Raw genomic sequence first — 22,993 nt, 5'->3', positions numbered from 1 at the left:
TTCTCACCCCTCGGCTCCATGAGCGGGCGCCGCCTGCGATCGACTCGCCGGTACGACGCCATCCCCCGGCGTGCCTGCACAAACGTACCTCTCATGCCGTGAACGCACTCAGTCATTTTGGTTCGTCTCCGCAAGGTGCGCGTGCCGCATGCGGGCCCGGTCGGTGGCTCGGGGCTCACCCTCCTGGTGCCGCGGGCAGTTCCACGGTGATGCGGAGCCCGCCGGCAGGGCGTGGGGTCAGCGTGAGGGTTCCGTCGTGTGCCTCGGTGATGGTCTTGACGATGGCCAGGCCCAGGCCGACGCCCGCCTGGTCGGTGTGGACGCGCTCGGTGCCGCGCTGGAAGGGTTCGGTGAGGGTCGCGACCAGCTGGGGGGTGAGCCGCTCACCGGTGTTCTCCACGGTGAGCACCACGGTCTCGGGCCGGACGGCGGTGTGGGCCCGGACGGTGCCCTGCCGCGGCACGTTGTGGACGATCGCGTTGTGGACGAGGTTCGTGGTGAGCTGCAGCAGGAGCGCGGGCGAACCGCTCGTGGGGGCGATGTCGCCACTGGTCTCCAGGGTGACACCGTGCTTCTCCGCGAGCGGGTGGAGCGTTTCGGCTGCTTCCTCCGCGACGAGTGACAGATCGACGTGCTCTCGGGTGAAGGACCGCTGGTTGGCGCGGCTGAGCAGGAGCAGTGCCTCGGTGAGGTCGATGGCCCGGGTGTTGATGGTGTGGAGGCGGTCGACGAGTTCGCCGGTGTCGTGGTTCGGATCGGCGCGGGCGACGTCGATGAGTGCCTTCGAGATCGCCAGCGGGGTACGCAGCTCGTGCGAGGCGTTGGCGGCGAACCTCTGCTGTTCCGCGACCTGCGCTTCGAGCTGGGCGAGCATCACGTCGAAGGCGTCGGCGAGTTCGCGGAACTCGTCCTTGCGGCCCGGCAGACGGATCCGGTGGGACAGTGATCCGGACGCGGCCGTGCGGGTGGCGTGGGTGATTCGGTCCAGCGGGGCGAGCATGCGTCCGGCGAGGACCCATCCTCCCAGGAGGCCGAACACCAGGAGGAACACCATGGCTGCGGCTGCCGTCGGAGCGAAGGCGCGCAGGAAGAGGGTGGCCGGATTCTCTCGCACCGCCCCCGATTCGTTGGTTTTCAACCACCCCGATCGCAGGAGGAACACTCCCACGGCGACGAGCAGCAAGACCCCCGCGAGCATGAGGAATCCGGCGTAGCTGAGGGTGAGTTTGAGGCGGACGCTCAGGCCGGGCCGCCTATCCACGATCACCGCCCCCGTGCCCGGTGGCGGGTGCGGTGTCGATGCGGTAGCCGACGCCCGGCACGGTGGCGATGATCCAGGGCTCGCCGAGGCGTTTGCGCAGGGCGGAGACCGTGATGCGTACGGCGTTGGTGAACGGGTCGGCGTTCTCGTCCCAGGCGCGCTCCAGGAGCTCTTCGGCGCTGACGACACCGCCTTCGGCGCCGACGAGGACTTCAAGGACCGCGAACTGTTTGCGGGTGAGCGCGATGTAGCGGTCGTCGCGGTAGACCTCGCGGCGGAACGGATCGAGGCGCAGGCCCGCGATCTCCCGCACCGGCGGCCGGTTGTGGGCGCGCCTGCGATCGAGGGCCCTCAGCCTGAGCACGAGCTCCAGGAGTTCGAAGGGTTTCGTGAGGTAGTCGTCGGCGCCGAGTTCGAACCCGGATGCCTTGTCGTCGAGCCGGTCGGCGGCGGTGAGCATGAGGACGGGCATGCCGCTGCCGGAGGCGACGATGCGTTTGGCGACCTCGTCGCCGGAGGGGCCGGGAACGTCACGGTCGAGGACCGCGATGTCGTAGGTGTTGATGTTCAGTAGTTCCAGAGCGGTGTCGCCGTCACCGGCGATGTCGGCCGCGATCGCTTCCAGGCGCAGGCCGTCGCGGATGGCTTCTGCCATATAGGGCTCGTCCTCAACGATCAAGACACGCATGTTCGCAAGGCTATGAGTCGGTACGTATCGTCGGCGTATCGAGATGTGCATACGCTCGGGCAACACTCCGCCGCCTGGACTGGTGGCATGTCCTCCAGCGAACCAGTACGCGCAGCAGCCGGGAATCCGGTCGTCAGGCCGATCAGCGCCGCCGAGCATGTGGCGTTCGTGCGGGCCCAGCGGTCGGTGAGCTTTCTGCAGACCCCGGCGTGGGGCCGCGTCAAGACCGAGTGGCGCAGCGAGTCCCTCGGCTGGTTCGACGGCCGGCGCCTGGTCGGTGCGGGACTCGTCCTGCACCGCCGGGTGCCGCGGCTCGACCGCTTCACGCTGGCCTATCTGCCCGAGGGGCCGGTGATCGACTGGACTGGCGAGATCGATGCGTGGCTCGATCCGCTGGCGGCGTATCTCAAGGGACATGGCGCTTTCGCGATCCGGCTCGGCCCGGCGGTGCGTACGGACACCTGGAGTGCCGCCCAGGTCAAGGACGGCATCGCGGACGCGGGCGTCAAGCGGCTCACCGAGGTGTCCGGCCGGTGGACCGACCCGGTCGGCGCCCGGGTGGCCGACCGGCTCAGCGGCGCCGGCTGGCTTCCGCAGAGTCCCGAGGACGGCTTCGGGGTCGGGCATCCGCAGTTCAAGTACGAGATTCCGCTGACGGGCAGGACCGAGGACGACGTGCTCGGGGGCATGAACCAGCAGTGGCGCCGCAACATCAAGAAGGCGGCCAAGGCGGGGGTCGAGGTCACGGTCGGCGAGGTGACGCTCGGCGAGGACCTGAAGGCGTTCCACGACCTCTACGTCCACACCGCCGAGCGCGACCGCTTCACACCCCGGCCGCTGCGCTACTTCGAGACCGTGTTCGCGGAGATGCGGGCCGAGGATCCTGAGCGGATCAGGCTCTACTCGGCGCGCCACCAGGGCGATCTGGTCGCCGCCACGGTCCTGGTCCGTGTCGGAGCGCACGCGGTGTACGCCTATGGCGCCTCCGCCACCGCGAAGCGCGAGGTGCGGGGCTCCAACGCCTGCCAGTGGGCGATGATCCGCGACGCGCTCGCGGCCGGCTGCGCCGTCTACGACCTGCGTGGCATCACCCCCACCCTCGATGCGGACGACCCGCATGTCGGCCTTGTCCAGTTCAAGGTCGGCACCGGCGGTCAGGCGGTGCGGTACGTCGGCGAGTGGGACCTGCCGCTGCGGCCGATGATCTACCGGGCCTTCGACCTCTACATGAGGCGGCGCGCGCGCTGAGCCCAAGGGTCCGACCGGCACACCGCGCCGACGCCTCATCCGTCAACGAGCCGCTGGACTGACTGGGCCGTCCACAAGACGGCCGGGCAGCGGCGGCGACCCTCGCCGAGGCGCGCCCTGCGGGAGGCCTTGACGAGTACCAGGAATCGGGTGGCGGCGTCGGCGCGCAGCATGGTGAGTGGCACGCCGAGCTCGTTGTTGAGCGAGCCGATGGTGGCGGTCGTCGGCGCGGTGTGCGAAAACACCGCCGCCAGCAGGTCCTTGGTGCCGGTCTTGCCCTGAGAGCCGGCCTCTCCGCCGACGATTTCGCCCCCTGGACTTTGTATCCGGTGCTTTGTAAGTCATGCCTCCAGTCAAGGTATTGGGACGTATCGCGGGCATATCGAAAACCATATACGTTCCGGCAACAGCACGCCGCCTTGACTGGAGGTATGACTCACAGCGAATCGACCCGCATCACCATGTACGGGTGCGGCCCGGACGAAGCTGTTCTGTTCCGCGAGCTGGCGCCCGGCCTCGGCGTGCAGCCGACCATCACCGACGCGCCAGTGTCCGAAGACAATACTGAACTGGCCGTCGGCAGCCGGTGCATCAGCGTCGGCCACAAGACGCCCATCACCCACGCCACTCTGGGCGCGCTCGGCCGAGCCGGCGTGGGCTATATCTCCACACGGAGCATCGGCTACGACCACATCGATGTGGAGTACGCGGCCAGCATCGGCATCGTTGTCGAAAACGTCTCCTACTCACCGGACAGCGTGGCCGACTACACGCTGATGCTCATGCTGATGGCGGTACGGGATGCGAAATCCATCGTCCGGCGCACCGACATGCACGATTACCGGCCGAGCGATGCGCGCGGGAAGGAATTGCGCGATCTGACTGTCGGAGTGATCGGGACGGGCCGTATCGGTGCGGCGGTCATGGACCGGCTGCGGGGTTTCGGCTGCCGCGTCCTGGCCCATGACAGCAGTCCCGTGGACCGCCCCGGGAATCCTGTCGAGCGCGTTCCGCTCGATGAGCTGCTGCGGCGGAGCGACCTGGTCACGCTGCATGTGCCGCTCACCGCGCAGACGCACCATCTGCTGAATCGGCAGCGCCTGGCACAGCTGAAGAACGGCGCGCTGATCGTCAACACCGCACGTGGCGCGCTCATCGACACCGAGGCGCTGGTGCGGCAACTGGAAAGCGGCAGGCTCAGTGGCGCGGCACTGGATGTCATCGAAGGCGAGGAAGGCATCTTCTACGCCGACTGCCGTGACAGACCCATAGAAAGCAAAGGGCTGTTGCGACTGCAGGAGCTGCCGAACGCGGTCATCAGCCCGCACACCGCCTACTACACGGACCGCGCCCTGCGCGACACCGTGGAGAACTCCCTCGCCAACTGTCTGACATTCGAAAGCAGGAATCACCATGGCTAAGCTGAAGGTCGGCATCATCTTTGGTGGCCGTTCCGAGGAGCACGCCGTCTCCGTCAAGTCGGCGCGTGAGGTGGCCCGGAACCTCGATCTCGAGAAGTACGAACCCTTCTACATCGGGATCTCGAAGAGCGGTGCCTGGAAGCTCTGCGCCGGGCCCGACGCGGAGTGGGAGAACGGCGACCACCCTGCCGTCGTCCTGTCGCCGGACAGCAACGTGCACGGACTGCTCACCCTGGGGCAGGGGGGCTACGGAATGATCCGTCTGGACGTCGTACTGCCGGTGCTGCACGGCACCCTCGGCGAGGACGGCGCGATGCAGGGCCTGCTGGAACTCTCCGGCATCCCCTACATCGGCTGCGACATCCAGAGTTCCGCTCTGTGCATGGACAAATCCCTTGCCTACGTCGTCGCCCGAAGCGCGGGAATCGCCACGCCGAATTTCTGGACCGTCACGGCGGACGACACCATCGATCCCGCGCGGCTCACCTATCCGGTCTTCGTGAAGCCGGCCCGATCCGGATCGTCCTTCGGCGTCACCAAGGTGTCCCGGGCAGAGGAACTTCCGAGTGCGGTGGAAACGGCACGGCAGTACGACGCGAAGGTGCTGATCGAAGAGGCGGTCGTCGGCAGCGAGATCGGCTGCGCCATCCTCGGGAACGAGTCGGATCTGATCGCGGGCGAGGTGGACCGGATCGCGCTCTCGCACGGATTCTTCAGGATCCACCAGGAAGACGCCCCCGAAACCGGATCCGACAACTCCGTGGCGATCGTCCCCGCCGACATTCCGGAAGAGTCACGGCTACGCGTGCGGGAGACGGCCAAGGCCGTGTACCGCGCCTTGGGATGCAGCGGGCTTTCACGAGTGGACATGTTCCTCAAGGAGGACGGAAAAGTAGTCCTCAACGAGGTCAACACCTTCCCCGGCATGACCTCGTACAGCCGTTATCCGAGGATGATGGCCGCGGCAGGGCTGCCGCTTCCCGCGGTGATCGACCGGGCGGTGTCCCTCGCCCTGGCCGGAAGGATCCGATGAAGCCGGTGGAGTCGGTGAAGGGCGACTTTGTCTTCGTGGACGAGTTGGCGTCCGGAATACGCTGGGATGCCAAGTACGCCACGTGGGACAACTTCACCGGAAAGCCGGTGGACGGATATCTGGCCAATCGAGTCGTCGGCACGAGGGCTCTGTGCGCGGCCCTGGCACGGGCCAGAGAGAAGGCCGAAGCATGGGGATTCGGCCTGTTGCTCTGGGACGGCTATCGCCCGCAGCACGCCGTCGACTGCTTTCTGCGCTGGTCCCGGCAGCCGGAGGACGGCCGGACCAAGTCGCGGCACTATCCCCACATCGGCAGGGCCGAGATGTTCGAGAAGGGGTACGTGGCCGCCAGGTCAGGCCACAGCCGCGGCAGCACCGTCGACCTCACCCTCTATGACCTGGCCTCCGGTGAGCTCGTTCCCATGGGCGGCGACCATGACCTGATGGATGCCGTCTCGCATCATGGCGCACAAGGGATCACACCTGCCGAAGCACGGAACCGGCAGCACCTGCGTTCCCTCATGGAAACGTGCGGTTTCAGTGCGTACGAGCGCGAGTGGTGGCATTACACGCTCGACGGCGAGCCTTATCCGGACACCTATTTCGATTTCCCCATCACGTAGGACGCCGGGCTTGCGGTCGTGGAGCCGTGCGAGGTCTGTCTGCGGGCCCGCCGCACCTCGCGGTCGACGGCCCAGGCGTCGGCGACCGGCCCGACGTGCGCCAGCTTGTCGGGGTTGATCACCGAGCGGATGGCCTGGATCCGCCCGTCGAGCACGTCGAGGACCATGACGTGGAGGACCTTGCCCTCGCGGTCCCGGAAGACCGCGCCGGGCTGGCCGTTGATCTCGCGCGCCTCCCACGTCACGTCGATCCGGATCAGCAGGGGGAAGACCGAGCCGAGCAGCCGGGCCACGTTCTGCGCGCCCACGATGGCCCTGGCCAGCTGCGGGGCCTTGCCGCCGCCGTCCCCGACCATCTGTACGTCGGCGGCGAGGAGGCTCTGCAGGCCGCCCACGTCGCCGTCCCGCAGCGCGTCGAAGAACCGGGTCGCCAGCTCCTGCCGCTCTTGCCGGTCCGCCTCGAACCGGGGCCGACCCGCCTCCATGTGCTTGCGGGCCCGGACGAGCAGCTGCCGGCACGCGGCCTCGGAGCGCCCCACCGCGGACGCGACCTCGTCGAACCCGAAGCCGAACACCTCCCGCAGCAGGAAGACCGCGCGCTCCAGCGGGCTGAGCCGCTCCAGGAGCAGCAGCGCCGCCATCGACACCGAGTCGGCCAGCTCCACCGACCGCGCGGGATCCTGATACGGATCGCTCAGCAGCGGCTCGGGGAACCACGGGCCCGTGTACGCCTCGCGCCGCACCCGCGCGGAGCGCAGCACGTCTATGGCGATCCGGGTGACCGTGGCCGACAGGAACGCCTTCGTCGATTCGGGCCTGGTCGGCGAGGCGTCGAAGCGCAGCCAGGCCTCCTGCACCGCGTCCTCCGCCTCGCTCACGCTGCCCAGGATCCGGTAGGCGATCGAGAACAGCAGCGACCGCAGCTCCTCGAACTCCTCGACCTTGCTCATTCCGGTTTCCTCTCGGTGGTGCTCAGTGGAACTGCGTGCCGCTCAGTGGAACTGTCCGGGCTCGTAGGCGCCCGCGGGCTGCCGGGCGATGATGTTCAGCCGGTTGGCCATGTTCATGAAGGAGATATGCAGCGCGAGGGCGGTGAGCTGCTCCTCGTCGTAGTGCTCGGCGGCCCGCGCCCACACCGCGTCGCCGACCCCGCCCGCCCCGTCCGCGACCCGGGTCGCCTCCTCGGCGAACTCCAGGGCGGCGCGCTCGGCCGCGGTGAAGACCGCGGCCTCCCGCCACACCGCGACCAGGTGCAGCCGCACCGCGGTCTCACCGGCCGCGGCCGCCTCCTTGGTGTGCATGTCGACGCAGGCCGCGCAGCCGTTGATCTGGCTGACGCGCAGCGCCACCAGCTCCTGCGTCGCGGCGGGCAGCGACGACTCCTTGAGCGTCCTGCCCGCCGACATCACGTGCTTGATCGCCTTTCCGGCGGTGGGGCTGCCGAAGTAGTTCAGTCGCGCGTCCATGGGGTGCTCCTTGGTGGTGGTCCGTGGCTACACCCCCGAGACGAGATGGCCCGGTCCCCTGTGACACGACCGGGTGTGACCTGCGTCTCCCCACCGTCGGACGCGGCGGCGCTTCCTACGCGAGCTGCGACTGGACCTGCGAGGAGATCAGCTCCAGGTGGTCGAGGTCGTCCAGGTCCAGGCACTGGAGGTAGATCCGGCTCGCGCCGATCTCCGCGTACCTGCCGATCTTGTCGACGACCTCGGCCGGGGAGCCCGCGAGGCCGTTGGTCTTGAGCTCGTCGACCTCGCGGCCGATGACCGCGGCGCGCCGCGCGACCTCCGCGTCGTCCTTGCCGACGCAGGCCACGAGGGCGCTGGAGTACACCAGGTCACCGCCCTTGCGCCCGGCCTGCTCCGCCGCCTCGCGCACGCGCGTGAACTGGCGCTCGCTGTCCTGCACGGAGGCGAAGGGGATGTTGAACTCGTCGGCGTGGCGCGCGGCCAGGCGCGGGGTGCGGACGGCGCCGTGACCGCCGATGAGGACCGGCACCCTGGCCTGCGCGGGCTTGGGCAGCGCGGGCGAGTCCGTGAGCTGGTAGTGCGTGCCGTCGTACGAGAACGTCTGGCCGACGGGCGTCTCCCACAGGCCCGTCACGATGGCCAGCTGCTCCTCCAGACGGGCGAACTTCTCCTTGGGGAACGGGATGCCGTACGCCTTGTGCTCCTCCTCGAACCACCCGGCGCCCAGGCCCAGTTCGACCCGGCCGCCCGACATCTGGTCGACCTGCGCGACCTGGACGGCGAGCACGCCGGGCAGCCGGAAGGTGCCCGCGGTCATCAGGGTGCCGAGCCGGATGCGCCGGGTCTCGCGGGCGAGCCCGGCGAGCGTGATCCAGGCGTCCGTGGGGCCCGGCAGACCGTCGCCCGAGCCCATCTTCAGATAGTGGTCGGAGCGGAAGAAGGCGTCGAAGCCGAGGTCCTCGGTGGCCTTGGCGACGGTGAGGAGGGTGTCGTAGGTGGCCCCCTGCTGGGGCTCCGTGAAGATGCGCAGATCCATGTCTCCATCCTGCACGCTCGAACGCCCGTCAACCTCGTCTGTCCCGCCGGTCCCCACCGGCACCGGTCGGGTGAAAATCCGTCAACCCGGCAGCCGGGGCGGGGCCGTGCCAGTGACTGCGCCGAGCCGGTGATCGTTGGCTCGGGCGGAGCCGGGCCGCCCGGCACCCGCGCCGGCGGCCGCCGTCGGCGCGTCCGCCGCATGAACTGCCTCGTCGGGCCGGGACGCTTCCGCCCCGTGCGGGGCGCGGGCCGAGGAGGCCGTGATGTCCCAGGAAGCCGTGCCAGAGCAGGCGCGCGACCACGTCGTGCCAGAGCAGCAACGCGCCCTGCCCCCGGCCGGGCCGCAGGGCGCGCCCAAGGGTCTGCTGCAACAGATGGAGGAGTTGATGGCAGCGCTCAACGCGGATCTGACGCAACTGGACGCCGACCTTCAGCAGTCCACGCGGCCGCCCACGGCGGAGGGGGACAAGGGCCGCGCCTGACCTCGCGGACACAGACCCGCGCCCCCTGCGGGGCGCTCCCCCCGAAGACCGGCGGTCCGTACATCCAGCGCTCTGTGTGCGGGCCGTCCGGCCGGGCCTCGCGGACGCCCGGCCGGTCCCGGGAGCGCCGGGCCCGCGAGGCGGGCCCCCGGTGTCAGCCCTCCAGCACCGTCCCTCCGCACTTCTCGCAGTCGCTCTCCCCCAGGGCCCGCTCGCGGGCCGCCAGCTTCCTGAGCATCTCCACCACGCGGTCCCGGGACTCGTCGGCCGCGTCGATCGACTCCATGCACTGCCAGTACAGCCCCTCGTCCTCGGCGCCCATCGCCACCGAGACGAGGGCGATCCCGGCCTCGGCGAGCAGGGCGCCGAGACCGAGCAGGGTGTGGTGGGCGTCTCCTATCCCCGTCAGGCCCGCCGCCCGTATCTCCTCCGCCTCCGAGCGGGGCGGGTCCAGGAGGCCGCAGCCCCGGCCGCTCAGCTCGCTGAGCCCCAGCGCCTCGCCCCGTAACTCCGGCGGACCGGCGACCGCGAGGCGATGCCCTATCGCCTGGGCCAGAGCCTGGGACTGCCACACCTCCGCCACGATGGCCGCGGGCTCCTGACTCCGCGCCAAGGCGCATCTCGTCGCCTCGATGAGCCGCATCGCATCCATGCGCCGTCCCCATTCATCCCGCGCCCACTCGCGGCACGTGCACCAGAACTCCCTTGTCCACTACCCACAGTGAGCGCCTTCGGTTCGAAAAGCCAGAGGAAGCCTGAAATCTGTGGACAAAAATCTGAGTGTGGACAATGCATCCACTCCGGAGAGTGACGAAGAGGCGTCTTTGGCATGCTTTCCGGCTGTCCAACGGGTGGTGACAGCGGCGGACTTACGGGGTTGCTGGGCCCTGCGGACCCCCTGGCGCCGGGCGCCCGCGCCCTTCGGGGCGTACGCGGGGCGCCCCGCGAGAGGTGCGCCGCACAGGGCACGCGTCGTGCGCCGGGCGCCGCCTCACGGCGCCGGGAACCGCTCCTCGTTCCGCTCGATCTTCGCCGCGAGGGCCTTCAGCGGGTCGACGCCGAGCACCTCGCAGAACTGGAGGAGGTACGCGAGCACGTCCGCCACCTCGTCCGTGACGCGGTGGGCGGAGTCGGCGTCCTCCATCACGCGGGCCGACTCCTCCGGCGTCAGCCACTGGAAGATCTCCACCAGTTCGGAGGCCTCCACGCTGAGCGCGGCGGCCAGGTTCTTGGGCGTGTGGTAGGGCTCCCAGCGCCGCGCGGCGGCGAACTCGGCCAGCCTGCGCTGCAGTCCCGCGATGTCTTGATCGGTCACGGGCCCCAGTCAACTACATCCCGTTACATCCCGTCCGCCCGAGGTCCACCACGGTGACGCCGTCGGCCGCCGCCGCCCAGGTGGCGTCGGCGACGGCGCCGATCAGGCGGATGTGCCCGCGGCCGCACGCGCGGGCCGCCAGGTCCGCGAGGGCACGCTTCTGCCGCTGGTCCAGACAGCGGTCGAAGCCGTCGGCGAGGACGGTCAGGCTCTGGTACGCCTCCGGGACCTCCGCGACCGGGTCGACCTCCAGGACCCGGGGGCCCGTGAGCAGCACCAGCGCGAGGGCCAGATAGCGCAGTTCGCCGTCGCCGAGCCGCCCCACGCAGGTCCGCACCCCGTCGCCCCGGTCGAGCACGGCCCGCAGCGCGCCGTCCCCTGCCTGCTCGGCGAGGACGTCGGCGACCGGGCCCGCGCACCCGGCGCGCAGCGCGGCGACCAGCTGGGCGTGGCGGTTGCCGCACTCCAGACGGGTGCGCCGGAGGACCTCGGCGAGGTTGTCGCAGCCCCCGAGCAGCCGGCCCGCGTTCGCGGACCCCCCCGGCCCCGACCCCACGGTCACCGGCTCGCGCATCCGGGCGGGGCGCGGGTCGCAGGCGAACACCGACCGCAGCGCGACGACGACCTGCTCGGCGGCGGCGAGCACGAGCCGCTGCCCGTCGGTCTTGCCCGCGACGCGCAGCGGGAGCAGGGCCGTGCCGAGCCGGTCGTCGGGCAGCGGCGCGCGGGTCACGGGCGCGGCACCGGCCGTGTGCCAGGAGGCCTGCACGGCGCGGCGGCCGGGGTCGCGCAGGGCGGTCTCCAGGAGGGTGAGCCCGTCCCGGGTCAGCCGCTCGCCCGCGATCCGCAGCTCCGGCTCGGCCTGGACGGCGACGTCGAGGCGGACCGGGCCCGCGGGCCCGTCCACGGTGCAGCCGATGCGGAAGCCGCGGCGCGCCTGGCCGTCGGCGCGGGCCCGTTCGGGCACGCAGCGGGCGGGCTGCGGGAACACGTCGACGAGTTCGGCGCCCGCGCCGAGCAGCGCGAGCGCCTCGTACGCGCGCAGCGCACTGGACTTGCCGCTGCCGCTCGGCCCCGCGAAGAGTGTCAGCGGGCCGAGCGGGAAGACGGCGGCCCGGTGCCCGGCGAAGGCGGAGAGCCGCAGTTCGGTGACGCGCGGCTTGTCCCGGGCCAGAGCCGCTGGAGCCTGCGCGAACGTCCGGCGGGAGTGCACAGTCATGCACGGAAGCTAGGCCGAAGTGGATCAGGCGAACCGTTTTGCCCGGCCGACCTTCGCCCGATCGGGCGATCACCGACCAACGGGCGGTGTGAGCTGGGCGGTTGGGCTACGGAGCGTCCCCACCGGGCCCGGCCGGCGGGCCCGGTCAGACGGTGGCGGCCTCCACCAGGCCCTGCACCTCGGTGTCGGGCGGCGAGAGCAGGAAGACGTTCTTCTCCACCCGGTGCATGCCGCAGCCGAGGCCGAAGACGACGCCGCTGCTGAAGTCGAGGACCCGCTTGGCCGTCTCGGTCTCGGCGCCGCTGAGGTCGAGCAGGACGGGGATCTGCGCCATCAGGTTCTCGGCGACCTCGCGGGCGTCGGAGAAGACGTTGACGCGCGTGACGACGAAGCGCCGCCGGGTCTCGGTCTCGGCGTCGGGCAGCGAGCGGTGCCCCGGCCACGACGGCCACTCGTTGCGGCCCCGCAGCGGCACGACCTGCGCGAGCCCCTCCCACTGTTCGTCGGTGGCTTCGTTGCTGGTCACAGAGCAACCCCGTCCTGGCTCGTCCTCAACGTCTGTACCAGGCAATTCTTACGCCACTTCACCCGGTTGGCCCAATTGCGACACGAGGAGTCCACCACGGCGGGAACTTCTCCGCCCCCGCGCCCGACCACCTGCCCGGCGCCGGGTGTCCCCTACCCGCGCCACCGCCTCAGCCACGGGAGCGCCGATGCCCAGTCCGACCAGACCGCCCGGGTCGCCCGAACCGCCCGGCGGGCGTGCCGAGTCCGCGCCGCGCGGGTGGCGGCCGCCGCCCGCCCTGCTCGCCTTCCTCGCGCTGCTCGCCGTCGTCTTCGTCGTCTCGTACCAAGTCGGCGACTCCGTGGGTCCGGTGGCGCCGGGCATGCGGTCCTCGACGTCCGACGGGGACGGCGGCTCCGGTGGCGGGCACGGCGGCGGGCACGGAGGGCACGGCTGATGGACACCGCCGCCGGTACGGCCCCGGCGCCCGATGTGACCACCACCGACCTGGTCGTCGGCGGCATGACCTGCGCCGCGTGCGTGAACCGCGTGGAGAAGCGGCTCGGCAAACTGGCGGGGGTCAGCGCGACCGTCAACCTCGCCACCGGCCGGGCCCATGTGACGCACCCGGTGGACACCACCGCGGACGAGCTGGTCGCGGTCGTCGTACGGGCGGGCTACACGGCCGAGGTGCCCGCGCCGCCCGCGCCCGAGCGGGCGGCGGCCGGGGCGGCCGACGACGGCGCGCGGGCCGAGCGGAACCGGCTCCTGGTCACCGCCCTGCTCGCGCTTCCGGTGCTCGTCCTGTCGATGGTGCCCGCCTGGCAGTTCCGCAACTGGCAGTGGCTGTGCTTCGTGCTCGCGGCGCCGGTGGCGGTGTGGGGCGCGTGGCCCTTCCACCGGCGCGCGCTGCGCGGCCTGCGGCACGGCGCCGCCACCATGGACACGCTGGTCTCGCTCGGCGTGGCCGCGTCCTTCTCCTGGTCGGCGTACGCGCTGTTCCTCGGCGGTGCGGGCGAGCCGGGGATGCGGATGCCCTTCGAGTTCCTGCCGTCCGCCGGGGGCGGGGCGGCGCACCTGTATCTGGAGGCGGCGGTCGGGGTGCCGCTGTCGGTGCTCGCCGGGCGGTTCCTGGAGGCGCGGGCCCGCCACGGCACGGGCGCCGCGGTGCGCTCCCTCGCCGAACTCGCCGCCAAGGACGTGGCGGTGCGCGGCCCGGACGGCACCGAGCGGCGCGTGCCCGTCGGGCTGCTGCGGGTGGGCCAGGAGTTCACCGTGCGGCCCGGTGAGCGCGTCGCCACCGACGGCGTGGTGGTGTCGGGCGCGTCCGCGCTCGACGTGTCCCTCGTCACCGGTGAGAGCGAACCGGTGGAGGCCGCCGCCGGGCAGGCCGTCGTCGGCGGCGCGGTCAACGCGGGCGGGCTGCTGGTCGTGCGGGCCACGGCGGTCGGCGCGGACACCCAACTGGCGCGCATCACGAAGATGGTGACGGAGGCCCAGGCCGGCAAGGCGCGCGCCCAGCGGCTCGCGGACACCGCGGCGGGCGTCTTCGTGCCCGTGGTCCTGACGCTCGCGGTCACCGTGCTCGGCTTCTGGCTGGGCGCGGGGGCCGACCCGCAGGCCGCCGTCACCGCGGCCGTGGCGGCGCTCGTCGTCGCCTGCCCCTGCGCGCTCGGCCTGGCCACGCCCACCGCGCTGCTCGCCGCCACCGGGCGCGGCGCCCAGCTGGGCGTGCTCGTCAGCGGGCCGCGCGCCCTGGAGACGCTGCGGCACGTCGACACCGTCGTCCTGGACAAGACCGGCACGCTCACCACCGGGCACATGACCGTCACCCAGGTCACCGCCGTCTCCGGCGGCCTCGGCGAGGAGGCCCTGGTGCGGCTCGCCGGGGCCGTGGAGCAGGGCTCCGAGCACCCGCTGGGCCGCGCCCTGGTGGCGTACGCCCGACAGCGGTCTGCGGACGTGCCCCTGCCGCCGGTGGACGGCTTCCTCGCGACGCCCGGCACGGGGGTCGAAGGTGTGGTGGAGGGCCACCGCGTGGAGGTGCGCGTGCCCGGTGACGGGCTGGTGGCGGAGCTCGCCGCCGCGCTCGCCGCGGCGGAGGAGGCGGCCCGCACCGCCGTCCTCGTCCGCGTGGACGGCGCCGACGCGGCGGTCGTCGCCGTCGGCGACGTGCTGCGGCCCGGCAGCTACCGCGCCGTGGACCGGCTGCGGCGCCTCGGCGTGGAGCCGGTGCTCGCCACCGGGGACCGGGCGGCGACCGCGCACGCCGTGGCCGCCGAACTCGGCATCACCGAGGTGCACGCGCGCTGCACGCCCCAGGAGAAGGCCGAACTCGTCGGACGGCTGCGCGCGCGGGGCCGCCGTGTCGCGGTGCTCGGCGACGGCGTGAACGACGCGGCCGCCCTTGCCCGCGCCGATCTGGGCATCGCCATGGGCTGCGGCACCGACGCGGCGATCGGCGCGGCCGACGTGACGCTCGCGGGCGGCGACATCGGCGCGGCCGCCGTGGCCGTCCGCCTCGCCCGGCGCACCCTGGCGACGATCCGCGCCAACCTCGTCTGGGCGTTCGGCTACAACGCGCTCGCCGTGCCGCTCGCCGCGGTGGGCCGACTCGGCCCGATGACGGCGGCCGTCGCCATGTCCGCGAGCTCCCTGCTCGTGGTCGCGAACAGCCTGCGCCTGCGGACGTGGGAGCCGGAGCCGCGCGCGGCCCGGGGAAAGGACCGCCGATGAGGACCTTGTACGCACGGCTGCGCGGCGGCCTCCTGGCCGCGCTCGCGCCGGTCGTCGCCGCCGCGCTGACCCTGGGCGGGCTCTCGGCCTGGGTCGCGGCGGGCGCGGCGGGCGGGCCCGCGCGGATCTCGGTGACGGACGGGCGGGTGTTCCTGCCCTACGGCAGCGTCGCGGAGACGGCCGCGTTCTTCCGGATCACCAACTCCGGCGACTCCGACGACGTCCTGGAGTCCGTCCGCTCGCCGCGGGCCGTCGACGTCATGCTCAGCAGGACCGTGGAGCGCGAGGGCGCGAACGTCGAGTCGATGCGGATGGTGGAGTCGGCGACGGTGCCCGCGGGCAGGCGGATCACCATGGAGCCCGACGGCCTCGATGTGATGCTCCGGCCGAAGCGGGCCCTGCGGCTCGGCGCCGAGGTGCCGTTCGTCCTGCGGTTCCGGCACAGCGGCGAGGTGCGGGTGACCGCCGTGGTGGTGCGCCCCGGGAGCTGAGCCCGCCGCCCGCGGCGCGACTCCGTCGGTTCGTACGGGAACTGGGCGCGGCGCGCGTCCGACTACTGCCGCACACGGCGTGAGCCGAGGCGACGGAAGGAAGGCGCGTGAGAGCCGATGGGCGGGCTTGAGGTACAGCTGCGCGACGTGACCTGCGGGCACGGGCGCGTCGTCGCCGTGGACGGCGTCGACCTGGAGGTCGCGGCGGGCGAACGCGTGGCGCTGACCGGGACGAACGGCTCCGGCAAGTCCACGCTGCTGCGCGCCGTGCTCGGCCTGCACCGGCAGCTGCGCGGCACGGTCCTGGTCGGCGGGCGCTCCACCCGCTCGGCGGCGGACCGCGCCTGGCGGCGGCGCGCCTGCGCGTGGGTGCCGCAGAAGCCCGCGGTGGGCCGCTTCCCGCTGCTCGCGGGCGAGTTGCTGGACTCCAGCGGCGCCCCGGGCCCGGCGGCGGACGCGGCGGACGGCCTCGGCGTGGGCGGCCTGCGCCGCAGACCGCTGCACACCCTGTCCGGCGGACAGCTCCAGCGGACCTATCTGGCGCGCGCGGTGGGCTGCGTCGCCGCCGGTGCCGGGGTGCTGCTCGCCGACGAGCCCACCGCCGCCCTCGACTTCGCGGGCCAGGAGGAGGCCGCCGAGGTGCTCACCTCGCTGCCGGTCACGCTCCTCGTCGTCACCCACGACCGGACGCTCGCCGCGCGCTGCGACCGCGTCCTGGACATGGCGGCGGGCAGGCTGCGCGAGGTGCCGCCGGCCGATTCCGGCAGGGGGGCGGCCGGATGACCCTCGCCACCGCCGACCTCGGCCTGATGCTCCAGCTCGTACCGGTGCAGCGCGCCGCCTTCGCGCTGCTGCTCGCCGCCGTGGGCCTGCCGATCGTCGGCGTCGTGATCGTCGGGCTCGACATCATGCCAGTGCGGTTCGCGATGATGCACGTCGCGCTGCTGGGCATCGCGGTCGGGCTGCTCACGGGGCTCGACCCGATGCTGTGCGCCCTGGTGGCCTGCGCCCTCGCGGGGGCGGGCGTGGCGCCCCTGGCCCGTACGCCGGACGGCCTGTCGGGCGCGATGGGCCTGCTGATGAGCATGGCCATCGCGGCCGCGCTGCTCGTCCTGTCGGTGGCCGGGGTCAACGCCTCCGGCGCGTTCGCGCTGCTGTGGGGGTCGATCCTGTCGGTCACCACCGCCGACATCGTCGTCGTCGCGGTCCTCGCCGTCGTCGTACCTGCGCTGTTCCTGTGGCGGCGGCGCGATCTCGCGCTGCTGCTGTACGACCGTGAGCTGGCGCAGTGCTCCGGGGTCCGCGTCGGCGGGCTCACGGTGGTGCTGCTCGTCCTGGTCGCCGTCGCGGTGGCCGGGGCGATCAAGCTGACCGGCGCGCTGCTCGTCGACGCGCTCACCCTGCTTCCCGCACTCGCCGCGCGCCGCCTCGGCAACCGGCTCACCACGATCGCGCTGTGGGCCGTGGCCATCGGCGTCGTCGTGAACACCACGGGCTTCCTGCTCGCCCTGTGGCTGGACTGGCCCCCCGGGCCCGTCCTCGTCCTGCTGGCGGGGGCCGTCGTCCTCGCCGTCCACCTCATCCCCGAACGGAGCATCACCTCATGGCGCGCACCGGCGTCCGTGTCCCCCACCTCCCCCAGCACCTCTCCCGCACCGCCGGGGCCGTCGCGCTGAGCGCCGTGCTCGCCCTCACGGCCACCGCCTGCGCCGACGAGAACGAGCCCAAGAAGACCGACGCGGGCGAGGGCGGCGGGCCCGTGGTCGTCGCCACCACCACCTGGGAGGGCGCGTTCGCCAAGGCGGCGGGGGCGAAGGACGTCACCGTCCTGGTGCCGCCGTCCACGCACCACGCGCCGGACTACGACCCCAAGCCCTCCGACCTCGCGGCCGTCGCCAAGGCCGACTTCGTGCTGTACGCGCCGTTCGAGCCGTACGCCGACAAGATCAAGGAGGCGGCGGGCTCGAAGGCCGAGCTGGTCCGGGTGAACCTCGACAACGACGCGGCCAAGGCCGCGGGCGAGGTGACCCGGCTCGGCGGCCTCTTCGGCACCGAGGTGTCCGCGAAGAAGTGGAACGCGTCCTTCGAGCGGGAGTACGCGAAGCTGTCGAAGGACCTCAAGTCCGCCTGGCCGGGCGGCAAGGCGCCCACCGCGGTCAGCCAGGTGTTCACCACCTGGTCGGCGCGGATGGCCGGTGCCCGCACCGTCGGCACGTACGGCCCCGAGCCGGTGAAGGCCTCCCAGGTCGCCGAGCTCGGGAAGAAGAAGCCCGCGCTCGTGCTCGACAACGCGCACATGTCGACCGGCACGGTCCTGCCCGGCTCCGGCGCCGAGCAGTTGAAGATCGTCAACTACCCCGGGGACGACCTGGATCTGCTGCCGGTGTACCGGAACGCGGCGGCGCAGCTGAAGAAGGCCCTGCGGGCGCGCTAGCACGCGCCGAGCGAAGGGGGCTGCTCCGGATCCGGCCCGGAGCAGCCCCCCCCCTTACGTCAGCAACCTGCGACAGCCCGCTCCCGCAGCGCCGTCCGATCCGGCTTGCCCGCCGGTGTCAGCGGCAACTCCGGTACGAGCAGCAGCCGTTCGGGATGCTTGGCGCGGTCGAGGCCGCGGCCGGTGAGGTGCTCGCCGAGGGCGTCGAGGGTCAGGGCGCCCTCCTGCGGGCCACGGGACACGGGCACCACGCAGGCCGCGAGCCGCTCCCCCATCACCGGGTCGGGAACGCCCACGCACACCACGTCCCGGATCAGCGGATGGGCGCTCAGGGCGCGCTCCACCTCGGCCGGGCTGATGTTGGCGCCGCCGCGGATCACCACGTCCTTGAGGCGGCCGACGACGTGCAGCACGCCGTCGCCGTCGATGAGACCCAGGTCGCCGGTGCGGACCCAGCCGTCGGGGGTGCGGTAGCGGGCGTCGAGGTCGGGGGCGCCGACGTAGCACAGCGGGGTCATCGGGCCGCGCGCGACGATCTCGCCGATGGTGCCGTCCGGCACGGGCTCGTGGGTGGCGGGGTCGGCGACGCGGATGTCGGCGACGCGGGGGTCGGGCCGCCCCGCCACGACGCCGTGCTCCGGGGCGAGGCCTTCGCCCAACCCCTCAAGTCCCGTATGGCAGTTGACGCCGTCGGCGGAGCCGTAGAGGTTCACGACCGGGCAGCCGAAGGCCTCGCGGGCGGCGGCCGCCGTGGTGACGTCGAGCGGGGAGCCGCCGAGCACGAGCGCGGTGGGCGGCGGCAGCTTCCCGCCGTCGGCGGCCAGCCGGTCCAGGATCATCCGGGCCATGGTCGGCACGCCGAGGACGTGCGTGGGCTCGTGCTCGCGGATCGCGGCGATCGCGGCCTCGGGCGTGAAGTGGTCGAGCAGCACGAGCGTGCCGCCGTGCCGGGCGAGGGCGACGGCCGTGCCGTTGGAGCCGAAGGCCGAGGCGAGCGGCACCAGGAAGAGGCAGCGCGGCGGGACGGTCCGGTCGGGCATGAGGGAGGCGAAGAAGTTGCCCCGGCCGCCCGCCAGGGCGTTGTGCGAGTACGCGACCATCTTCGGCTCGGCCTCGGAGCCCGAGGAGACCAGGATCCGGGCGGGCCCGTCCGGGTCGGGCCGCGCGGCCACGAACTCCGTCGGATCCGCGCGGAGCAACTCCCGCATGGCCAGGGCCCCTTCGGGATGCGGCCCCCGGCCCGCCGCGACGACGTGGCGCAGCGCGGGCAGGGCGGCCCGCGCCTCGGTGAGCGCCCGCGCCGGGTGCGCGCCCCGGTGCTCCGCCGCCGCGACCACCGCGACGGCCTCCGCGCGCCGCAGCAGGCTCGTGGCCTCCGCGGCGCCCCGGCCCACGGGGAAGGGCAGCGCGACCGCGCCGACGGCGGCGAGGGCGAGGTCCGTGACGACCGCGTCCCGCCCGTTGGGCAGCTGTACGCCGACGACGTCGCCCGGTCCTATGCCGAGCCCTCTGAGCCCGACGGCCAGACATCGGACCTTGCGGTCCAGGGCGGTGTAACAGAGCTTCCCCTTGGCGTCGACGACGGCCGCGCGATGCGGGTCCCCGACCTGCCGCGCCCGGAACAGGCTGTACAGGTCGAGGTCGGGACAGGTCCCGTCCACCGCCCAGCTCCTGCGGAGGGCTGCGGGGAGGAGGTCCTTGAGGGGGAGGGGCATGGGGGCTCCTTGGGGTGAGGCCTCAAACGCCGGACGGGCTGGAAGATCCAGCCCCTCCGGCGTTTGAGGAGCGGGGGTCTGGGGGCGGAGCCCCCAGGAAGCGGGAAGGGGCGGGCCTGGGGCGTCCCACGCGGGTCAGCCGAAGCTCCACGGGTCGGGCACCACCGGCGCCCCGTGCCCGTCGCGGCCCAGGGCCCCCGGGAAGAGCGCCCCCAGGTCAGCGGCGACCGGGACGGCCCGCAGCCCGTGCGAGGCCAGCAGCCGCACCGCGTCAGCCGTGGCGAGCCCGCGGACGTCGTACGCGCCGACGGCCGCGGCACACCCGTCCCCAGGAGCCACCCACCCGTCAGCCGTGGCCGTCGGCCGCCGGAACCCGGCCGGACGCCGCGCCCCGCGCGCGAGCGCGGGCCCGACGAGCACGTCCGCGGCGCCGAGCAGCGAGGAGTCGACCCGCACTCCCCGCCCGCCCGAGCGCTCGCGCAGCAGCAGCCCCGCGAGCACGGCCTCCGCGCCGAGCAGCCCGCCGAGGACGTCGAGGAGCGTCATCAGGGAGGGCGCGGGCGGCTCGTCGGCCGGCCGCACCGCCTCGCCGACGGCGGTACGCGCCTGGACCATGAAGTCCGTACCCATGGGGGCGCCGTCGATCCGGCCCGCCCAGCCGCTCGTGTACGCGTACACGAGGCCGGGGTTGACCCGCGCCAGGTCCTCCGCGTCCAGGGCCAGCTGAGCGGCCTTGCCCGGCGCCCAGTTGTGCAGGAACACATCCGCGTCGGCGACGAGGTCCCGCAGTCGGCGGCGCCCGGAGGGGGACTTGATGTCGGCCTCCACGGCGTCCTTGCCGCGGTTGAGGGCGAGCCAGCGCGCGGAGACGCCGCCGCACGCGGGCGGCATGCCGCGCAGCGGGTCGCCGCCCGGCGGCTCGACGCGTATGACGTCGGCTCCGAGGAGGCGCAGCAGGTGCGCGGCCAGCGGGGCCTGGATGCGGCGCCCCGCCTCCAGGACGGTGATTCCGGCCAAGGGCCGCTCGGGCGTCGGCAGCTGACGGTGCGGCACGAGTCCGCCGGGGCCGTACGGCGTGAGCGTCCACGGCGGCGCGTGGTCGTGCTCGGCGGCGCGCTCGGCGAGCGTGCGCAGCGCGCACACCTCGGCGCCGGACGCCGCGGCGGCCGCCTGGATCCGGCCCCAGTCGGCGCCGCGCACGGTGGTGTGCAGGGCCTCGGGGAAGGGCGCGCAGGCGGTGGCGTACCGGAACTGGAAGGGGCGCCAGCCCGCGCGCAGCGCGTCGGCGGGCGCGCCGAGTGCCCGCCAGAACGCCGCCCAGGCGCCCGGGTCGAGGGTCTCCAGCTCGAAGACGACGCCGTCGGCGGAGGTGAACGGCGGCCCGCCCGGCGCGAGCGGCGCCGCCTCGCCCTCGTCGGCCCCCTCCGCCGCGACGTACTGCGAGACGGCGAGGAGGCCCGCGCGCACCGCGCTCGTCGTCACCCGGCCCGCCGTCCCGCCGCGGGCCTCGGCCACGAGCCCGGCGAGCAGGCCCTGGACGGCGAGGACGCCCGCGGCGGTCGCGGTGTAGTCGACGCCGAGGCCGCGCGGGGCGCCGTCGCGGCGGCCGTGCACCGCCATCACCCCGGTGGCGGCCTGGGCGGTGGCCTCGTCGTGGACGGAACCGGGGCCGGGCCCGGGGCCGCCGGGGGTGGCGCCCGCGGCCACGGCGTCGCGCGCCGGGCCCATCGGGTCCGCCCACAGGACCTCCGCCTCCAGCGGCCCGAAGCCACCGCCGCCGAGCACCGCGCGGCCGCTCCCGCCCGTGCCGTCCTGCCGGGTCGTGTGCGCGCCGAGCAGCCGCAGATGCGCCTCGACGACGCCGGTCAGCTCGGGCGGCCCGCCGATGTCGCAGCGCAACGCGTCGAGGGGCCGTGCCCCGGCTCTTGCGGTGAGGTCCTGTGACGCTGCCTGGGTCATGTCCGTCGTGTCTCCTCTCCCGGTGCGGCGGACACCGCTCCGGGTTCGTGGCGAAGGCGGGAACCCGGGGCCGTCCGCGCCCGACCAGTTCCATGGAGAGTCAGTCGGGCGCCCGGGCCCGCGGGTTCCCGGCGAACGGAAGGAAGCGGTGGCGCAGGTGGCGGAGTTGACGGAGTCCAGGGAGCTGACGGAGCCGGGGAAGCCAGAGGAGCCGGGGCTCGGCGAGCGCGTCGACGCGTTCGTACGGGAGCACGTCATGCCCCGTGAGGACGTTCTGGACGCGGGCGGGCCCGCGGCCGACGAGGCGCTGCGCGCGCTGCGGGACCGGGCCCGGGAGGCGGGCCTCTGGGCCCTGCCCCTGCCCGCCGAACTGGGCGGCCAGGGGCTCGACCTGGCCGCGTACGCGCGGTACGCCGAGATGGAGGGCGCCAGCGACCACGGGCCCGCCGCGCTCGGCTCCGCGCCGCTGCTCGACGTACGGATGCTGCTGCGGCACGGCAGCGCGGGCGTCCGCGCGGCGTACCTCCCGCGGCTCGTCGCGGGCGAACTGCGCGCCTGCTACGCCATGACCGAACCGGAGAGCCCCGGCACCGACCCGTTCCTGACGGCGACCACGGCGGTGCGGGGGGCCGACGGGGACTGGGTGGTCAGCGGCCGCAAGTGGTTCACGTCCGGCGCGGCGGGCGCGGACCTGGTGACCGTGCTCGCCCGCACCGACGGCGCGCCCTCGGACCGGCACGGCCTGTCCCTGTTCGTCGTGCCGACGCGCTCGCCCGGCTTCCGCGTCGTGCGCGAACTGCCCGTGCTCGGCGCGAGCGGCCAGTGGGAGATCGCCTTCGACGAGGTCCGCGTGCCCGGCGACCACCTGGTCGGCGAGCGCGGCGCGGGCCTGTCCGTCGCCGCCGAACGGCTCCAACTCGGCCGTACGCTGCGGAGCCTGCGCTGGCTCGGACAGGCGCAGCGGGCCTTCGGCCTGCTGGCCCGGCGCGCCGCCACGCGCGGCGGCGCGCGCGGCCCGCTGCACTCCCACCAACTCGTACAGCAGCACGTCTTCGAGTCGCTGCTCGCGCTGCGGACGACGCGTCCGCTGGTGCACGAGGCGGTCGCGCGGCTCGCCGCGGGCGAGGACGCGCACGTCGAGGTGGGCCTGGCGAAGGTCGCCGCGGCCCGCACCCTGCAGCAGGTCGTGGACGCCGCGATCCAGGTGCACGGCGCGGCCGGGCTCGGCCCCGACACACCGCTGCCCGCGCTCCTTCGCACGGGGCGCGCCGCGCGGATCCTCGACGGCCCGGACGAGCTGCACGTCACGTCGGTGGCACGCCGGGTCCTCACTGCCTATGCGTAGCTACATCTATA

Annotated in this window: 23 protein-coding genes and 1 pseudogene; 12 read left to right on the top strand and 12 right to left on the bottom strand. The window is 73.3% G+C overall.

All coding sequences use genetic code 11. From position 1 onward, the window contains the following. Window positions 1-175 precede the first annotated feature (175 nt). Window positions 176-1,261, bottom strand: coding sequence for a sensor histidine kinase (locus CP982_RS31330; protein ID WP_150513524.1), 1,086 nt, complete (start codon window positions 1,259-1,261; stop codon window positions 176-178). Continuing rightward, window positions 1,254-1,949 carry a response regulator transcription factor gene (locus CP982_RS31325; RefSeq protein ID WP_150513523.1) on the bottom strand — a complete coding sequence of 232 codons (696 nt, stop codon included), beginning with the start codon at window positions 1,947-1,949 and terminating at the stop codon, window positions 1,254-1,256. The genes CP982_RS31330 and CP982_RS31325 overlap by 8 nt, the downstream gene beginning before the upstream one ends. Window positions 1,950-2,036: 87 nt before the next feature. Between CP982_RS31325 and CP982_RS31320 the strand changes: the two genes are divergently transcribed. Beyond that, on the top strand, window positions 2,037-3,197 hold the full coding sequence (locus tag CP982_RS31320; protein ID WP_150513522.1) for a lipid II:glycine glycyltransferase FemX: 1,161 nt from the start codon (window positions 2,037-2,039) through the stop codon (window positions 3,195-3,197). Between the two features lie 119 nt (window positions 3,198-3,316). On the opposite strand, the pseudogene CP982_RS31315 reads toward CP982_RS31320, so the two are convergent. Further along, window positions 3,317-3,499 (bottom strand): annotated as a pseudogene (locus tag CP982_RS31315) (Mur ligase family protein); the annotation flags it as partial. A 129-nt stretch (window positions 3,500-3,628) separates the two neighbouring features. Here CP982_RS31315 and CP982_RS31310 point away from each other — a divergent pair. From CP982_RS31310 to vanX, 3 genes are read left to right on the top strand one after another with little or no spacing between them, the layout of a single operon-like run. After that, window positions 3,629-4,618 carry a D-isomer specific 2-hydroxyacid dehydrogenase family protein gene (locus CP982_RS31310; RefSeq protein WP_150513521.1) on the top strand — a complete coding sequence of 330 codons (990 nt, stop codon included), beginning with the start codon at window positions 3,629-3,631 and terminating at the stop codon, window positions 4,616-4,618. After that, the gene (vanA-Sc, locus tag CP982_RS31305) at window positions 4,611-5,651 is read left to right on the top strand and encodes a D-alanine--(R)-lactate ligase VanA-Sc (RefSeq protein ID WP_150513520.1); all 1,041 of its coding nucleotides are present in this window, start codon (window positions 4,611-4,613) and stop codon (window positions 5,649-5,651) included. Before CP982_RS31310 ends, vanA-Sc begins: the two co-directional genes overlap by 8 nt. 14 nt (window positions 5,652-5,665) lie before the next feature. Further along, window positions 5,666-6,274 carry a D-Ala-D-Ala dipeptidase VanX gene (gene vanX / locus CP982_RS31300; protein ID WP_150515794.1) on the top strand — a complete coding sequence of 203 codons (609 nt, stop codon included), beginning with the start codon at window positions 5,666-5,668 and terminating at the stop codon, window positions 6,272-6,274. Here the strand turns inward: vanX and CP982_RS31295 are convergent. From CP982_RS31295 to CP982_RS31285, 3 genes are all read right to left on the bottom strand, one after another. Further along, window positions 6,250-7,224 (bottom strand): RNA polymerase sigma-70 factor, encoded by a 975-nt coding sequence (locus CP982_RS31295; RefSeq protein ID WP_150513519.1) that lies wholly within the window; start codon window positions 7,222-7,224, stop codon window positions 6,250-6,252. The genes vanX and CP982_RS31295 overlap by 25 nt on opposite strands. Before the next feature lie 42 nt (window positions 7,225-7,266). Further along, a complete protein-coding gene (locus tag CP982_RS31290) occupies window positions 7,267-7,740 on the bottom strand; it encodes a carboxymuconolactone decarboxylase family protein (protein ID WP_150513518.1) in 474 nt (157 codons plus the stop codon). Between the two features lie 115 nt (window positions 7,741-7,855). Continuing rightward, entirely contained in the window at window positions 7,856-8,779 is a 924-nt protein-coding gene (locus CP982_RS31285; protein ID WP_150513517.1) for an LLM class F420-dependent oxidoreductase, read from the bottom strand. Between the two features lie 265 nt (window positions 8,780-9,044). On the opposite strand from CP982_RS31285, the gene CP982_RS31280 reads away from it, so the two are divergent. After that, window positions 9,045-9,263: a hypothetical protein gene (locus tag CP982_RS31280; RefSeq protein WP_150513516.1), complete on the top strand. Its 219-nt coding sequence runs from the start codon at window positions 9,045-9,047 to the stop codon at window positions 9,261-9,263. 154 nt (window positions 9,264-9,417) lie between these two features. On the opposite strand, the gene CP982_RS31275 is transcribed toward CP982_RS31280, so the two are convergent. From CP982_RS31275 to CP982_RS31260, 4 genes are all read right to left on the bottom strand, one after another. Then, a complete protein-coding gene (locus CP982_RS31275) occupies window positions 9,418-9,915 on the bottom strand; it encodes a DUF6099 family protein (protein WP_150513515.1) in 498 nt (165 codons plus the stop codon). Between the two features lie 339 nt (window positions 9,916-10,254). Beyond that, complete coding sequence (locus CP982_RS31270; RefSeq protein ID WP_150513514.1) at window positions 10,255-10,578, bottom strand: nucleotide pyrophosphohydrolase; 324 nt, start codon at window positions 10,576-10,578, stop codon at window positions 10,255-10,257. 13 nt (window positions 10,579-10,591) lie between these two features. Next, window positions 10,592-11,797, bottom strand: coding sequence for an AAA family ATPase (locus CP982_RS31265; protein ID WP_150513513.1), 1,206 nt, complete (start codon window positions 11,795-11,797; stop codon window positions 10,592-10,594). Window positions 11,798-11,942: 145 nt separating this feature from the next. After that, window positions 11,943-12,323 carry a cell division protein SepF gene (locus tag CP982_RS31260; RefSeq protein WP_030682464.1) on the bottom strand — a complete coding sequence of 127 codons (381 nt, stop codon included), beginning with the start codon at window positions 12,321-12,323 and terminating at the stop codon, window positions 11,943-11,945. 187 nt (window positions 12,324-12,510) lie between these two features. Here CP982_RS31260 and CP982_RS31255 point away from each other — a divergent pair, with 187 nt between their 5' ends. The 6 genes from CP982_RS31255 (at window position 12,511) to CP982_RS31230 (ending at window position 17,963) form a co-directional block, all read left to right on the top strand. Next, a complete protein-coding gene (locus CP982_RS31255) occupies window positions 12,511-12,759 on the top strand; it encodes a hypothetical protein (protein WP_150513512.1) in 249 nt (82 codons plus the stop codon). Next, complete coding sequence (locus CP982_RS31250) at window positions 12,759-15,038, top strand: heavy metal translocating P-type ATPase (RefSeq protein ID WP_150513511.1); 2,280 nt, start codon at window positions 12,759-12,761, stop codon at window positions 15,036-15,038. Before CP982_RS31255 ends, CP982_RS31250 begins: the two co-directional genes overlap by 1 nt. Then, window positions 15,035-15,529, top strand: a complete 495-nt coding sequence (locus CP982_RS31245) for a copper chaperone PCu(A)C (RefSeq protein WP_150513510.1) — start codon at window positions 15,035-15,037, stop codon at window positions 15,527-15,529. The genes CP982_RS31250 and CP982_RS31245 overlap by 4 nt, the downstream gene beginning before the upstream one ends. A 117-nt stretch (window positions 15,530-15,646) precedes the next feature. Beyond that, complete coding sequence (locus tag CP982_RS31240) at window positions 15,647-16,312, top strand: ABC transporter ATP-binding protein (RefSeq protein ID WP_150513509.1); 666 nt, start codon at window positions 15,647-15,649, stop codon at window positions 16,310-16,312. After that, complete coding sequence (locus CP982_RS31235; RefSeq protein ID WP_150513508.1) at window positions 16,309-17,205, top strand: metal ABC transporter permease; 897 nt, start codon at window positions 16,309-16,311, stop codon at window positions 17,203-17,205. Before CP982_RS31240 ends, CP982_RS31235 begins: the two co-directional genes overlap by 4 nt. Next, window positions 17,133-17,963: a metal ABC transporter solute-binding protein, Zn/Mn family gene (locus CP982_RS31230; RefSeq protein WP_150513507.1), complete on the top strand. Its 831-nt coding sequence runs from the start codon at window positions 17,133-17,135 to the stop codon at window positions 17,961-17,963. Before CP982_RS31235 ends, CP982_RS31230 begins: the two co-directional genes overlap by 73 nt. 59 nt (window positions 17,964-18,022) lie before the next feature. Here the strand turns inward: CP982_RS31230 and CP982_RS31225 are convergent, their stop codons facing one another. Next, the gene (locus tag CP982_RS31225) at window positions 18,023-19,678 is read right to left on the bottom strand and encodes a class I adenylate-forming enzyme family protein (protein WP_150513506.1); all 1,656 of its coding nucleotides are present in this window, start codon (window positions 19,676-19,678) and stop codon (window positions 18,023-18,025) included. A 135-nt stretch (window positions 19,679-19,813) separates the two neighbouring features. Continuing rightward, the gene (locus CP982_RS31220; protein WP_150513505.1) at window positions 19,814-21,637 is read right to left on the bottom strand and encodes a CoA transferase; all 1,824 of its coding nucleotides are present in this window, start codon (window positions 21,635-21,637) and stop codon (window positions 19,814-19,816) included. A 166-nt stretch (window positions 21,638-21,803) separates the two neighbouring features. Here CP982_RS31220 and CP982_RS31215 point away from each other — a divergent pair, with 166 nt between their 5' ends. Then, window positions 21,804-22,982, top strand: coding sequence for an acyl-CoA dehydrogenase family protein (locus CP982_RS31215; RefSeq protein WP_260422955.1), 1,179 nt, complete (start codon window positions 21,804-21,806; stop codon window positions 22,980-22,982). The last annotated feature ends 11 nt before the right edge of the window (window positions 22,983-22,993 follow it).

This window comes from Streptomyces spectabilis (assembly GCF_008704795.1).
Lineage (GTDB): Bacteria > Actinomycetota > Actinomycetes > Streptomycetales > Streptomycetaceae > Streptomyces > Streptomyces spectabilis.
This window is presented reverse-complemented; position numbering and strand designations above follow the sequence as displayed.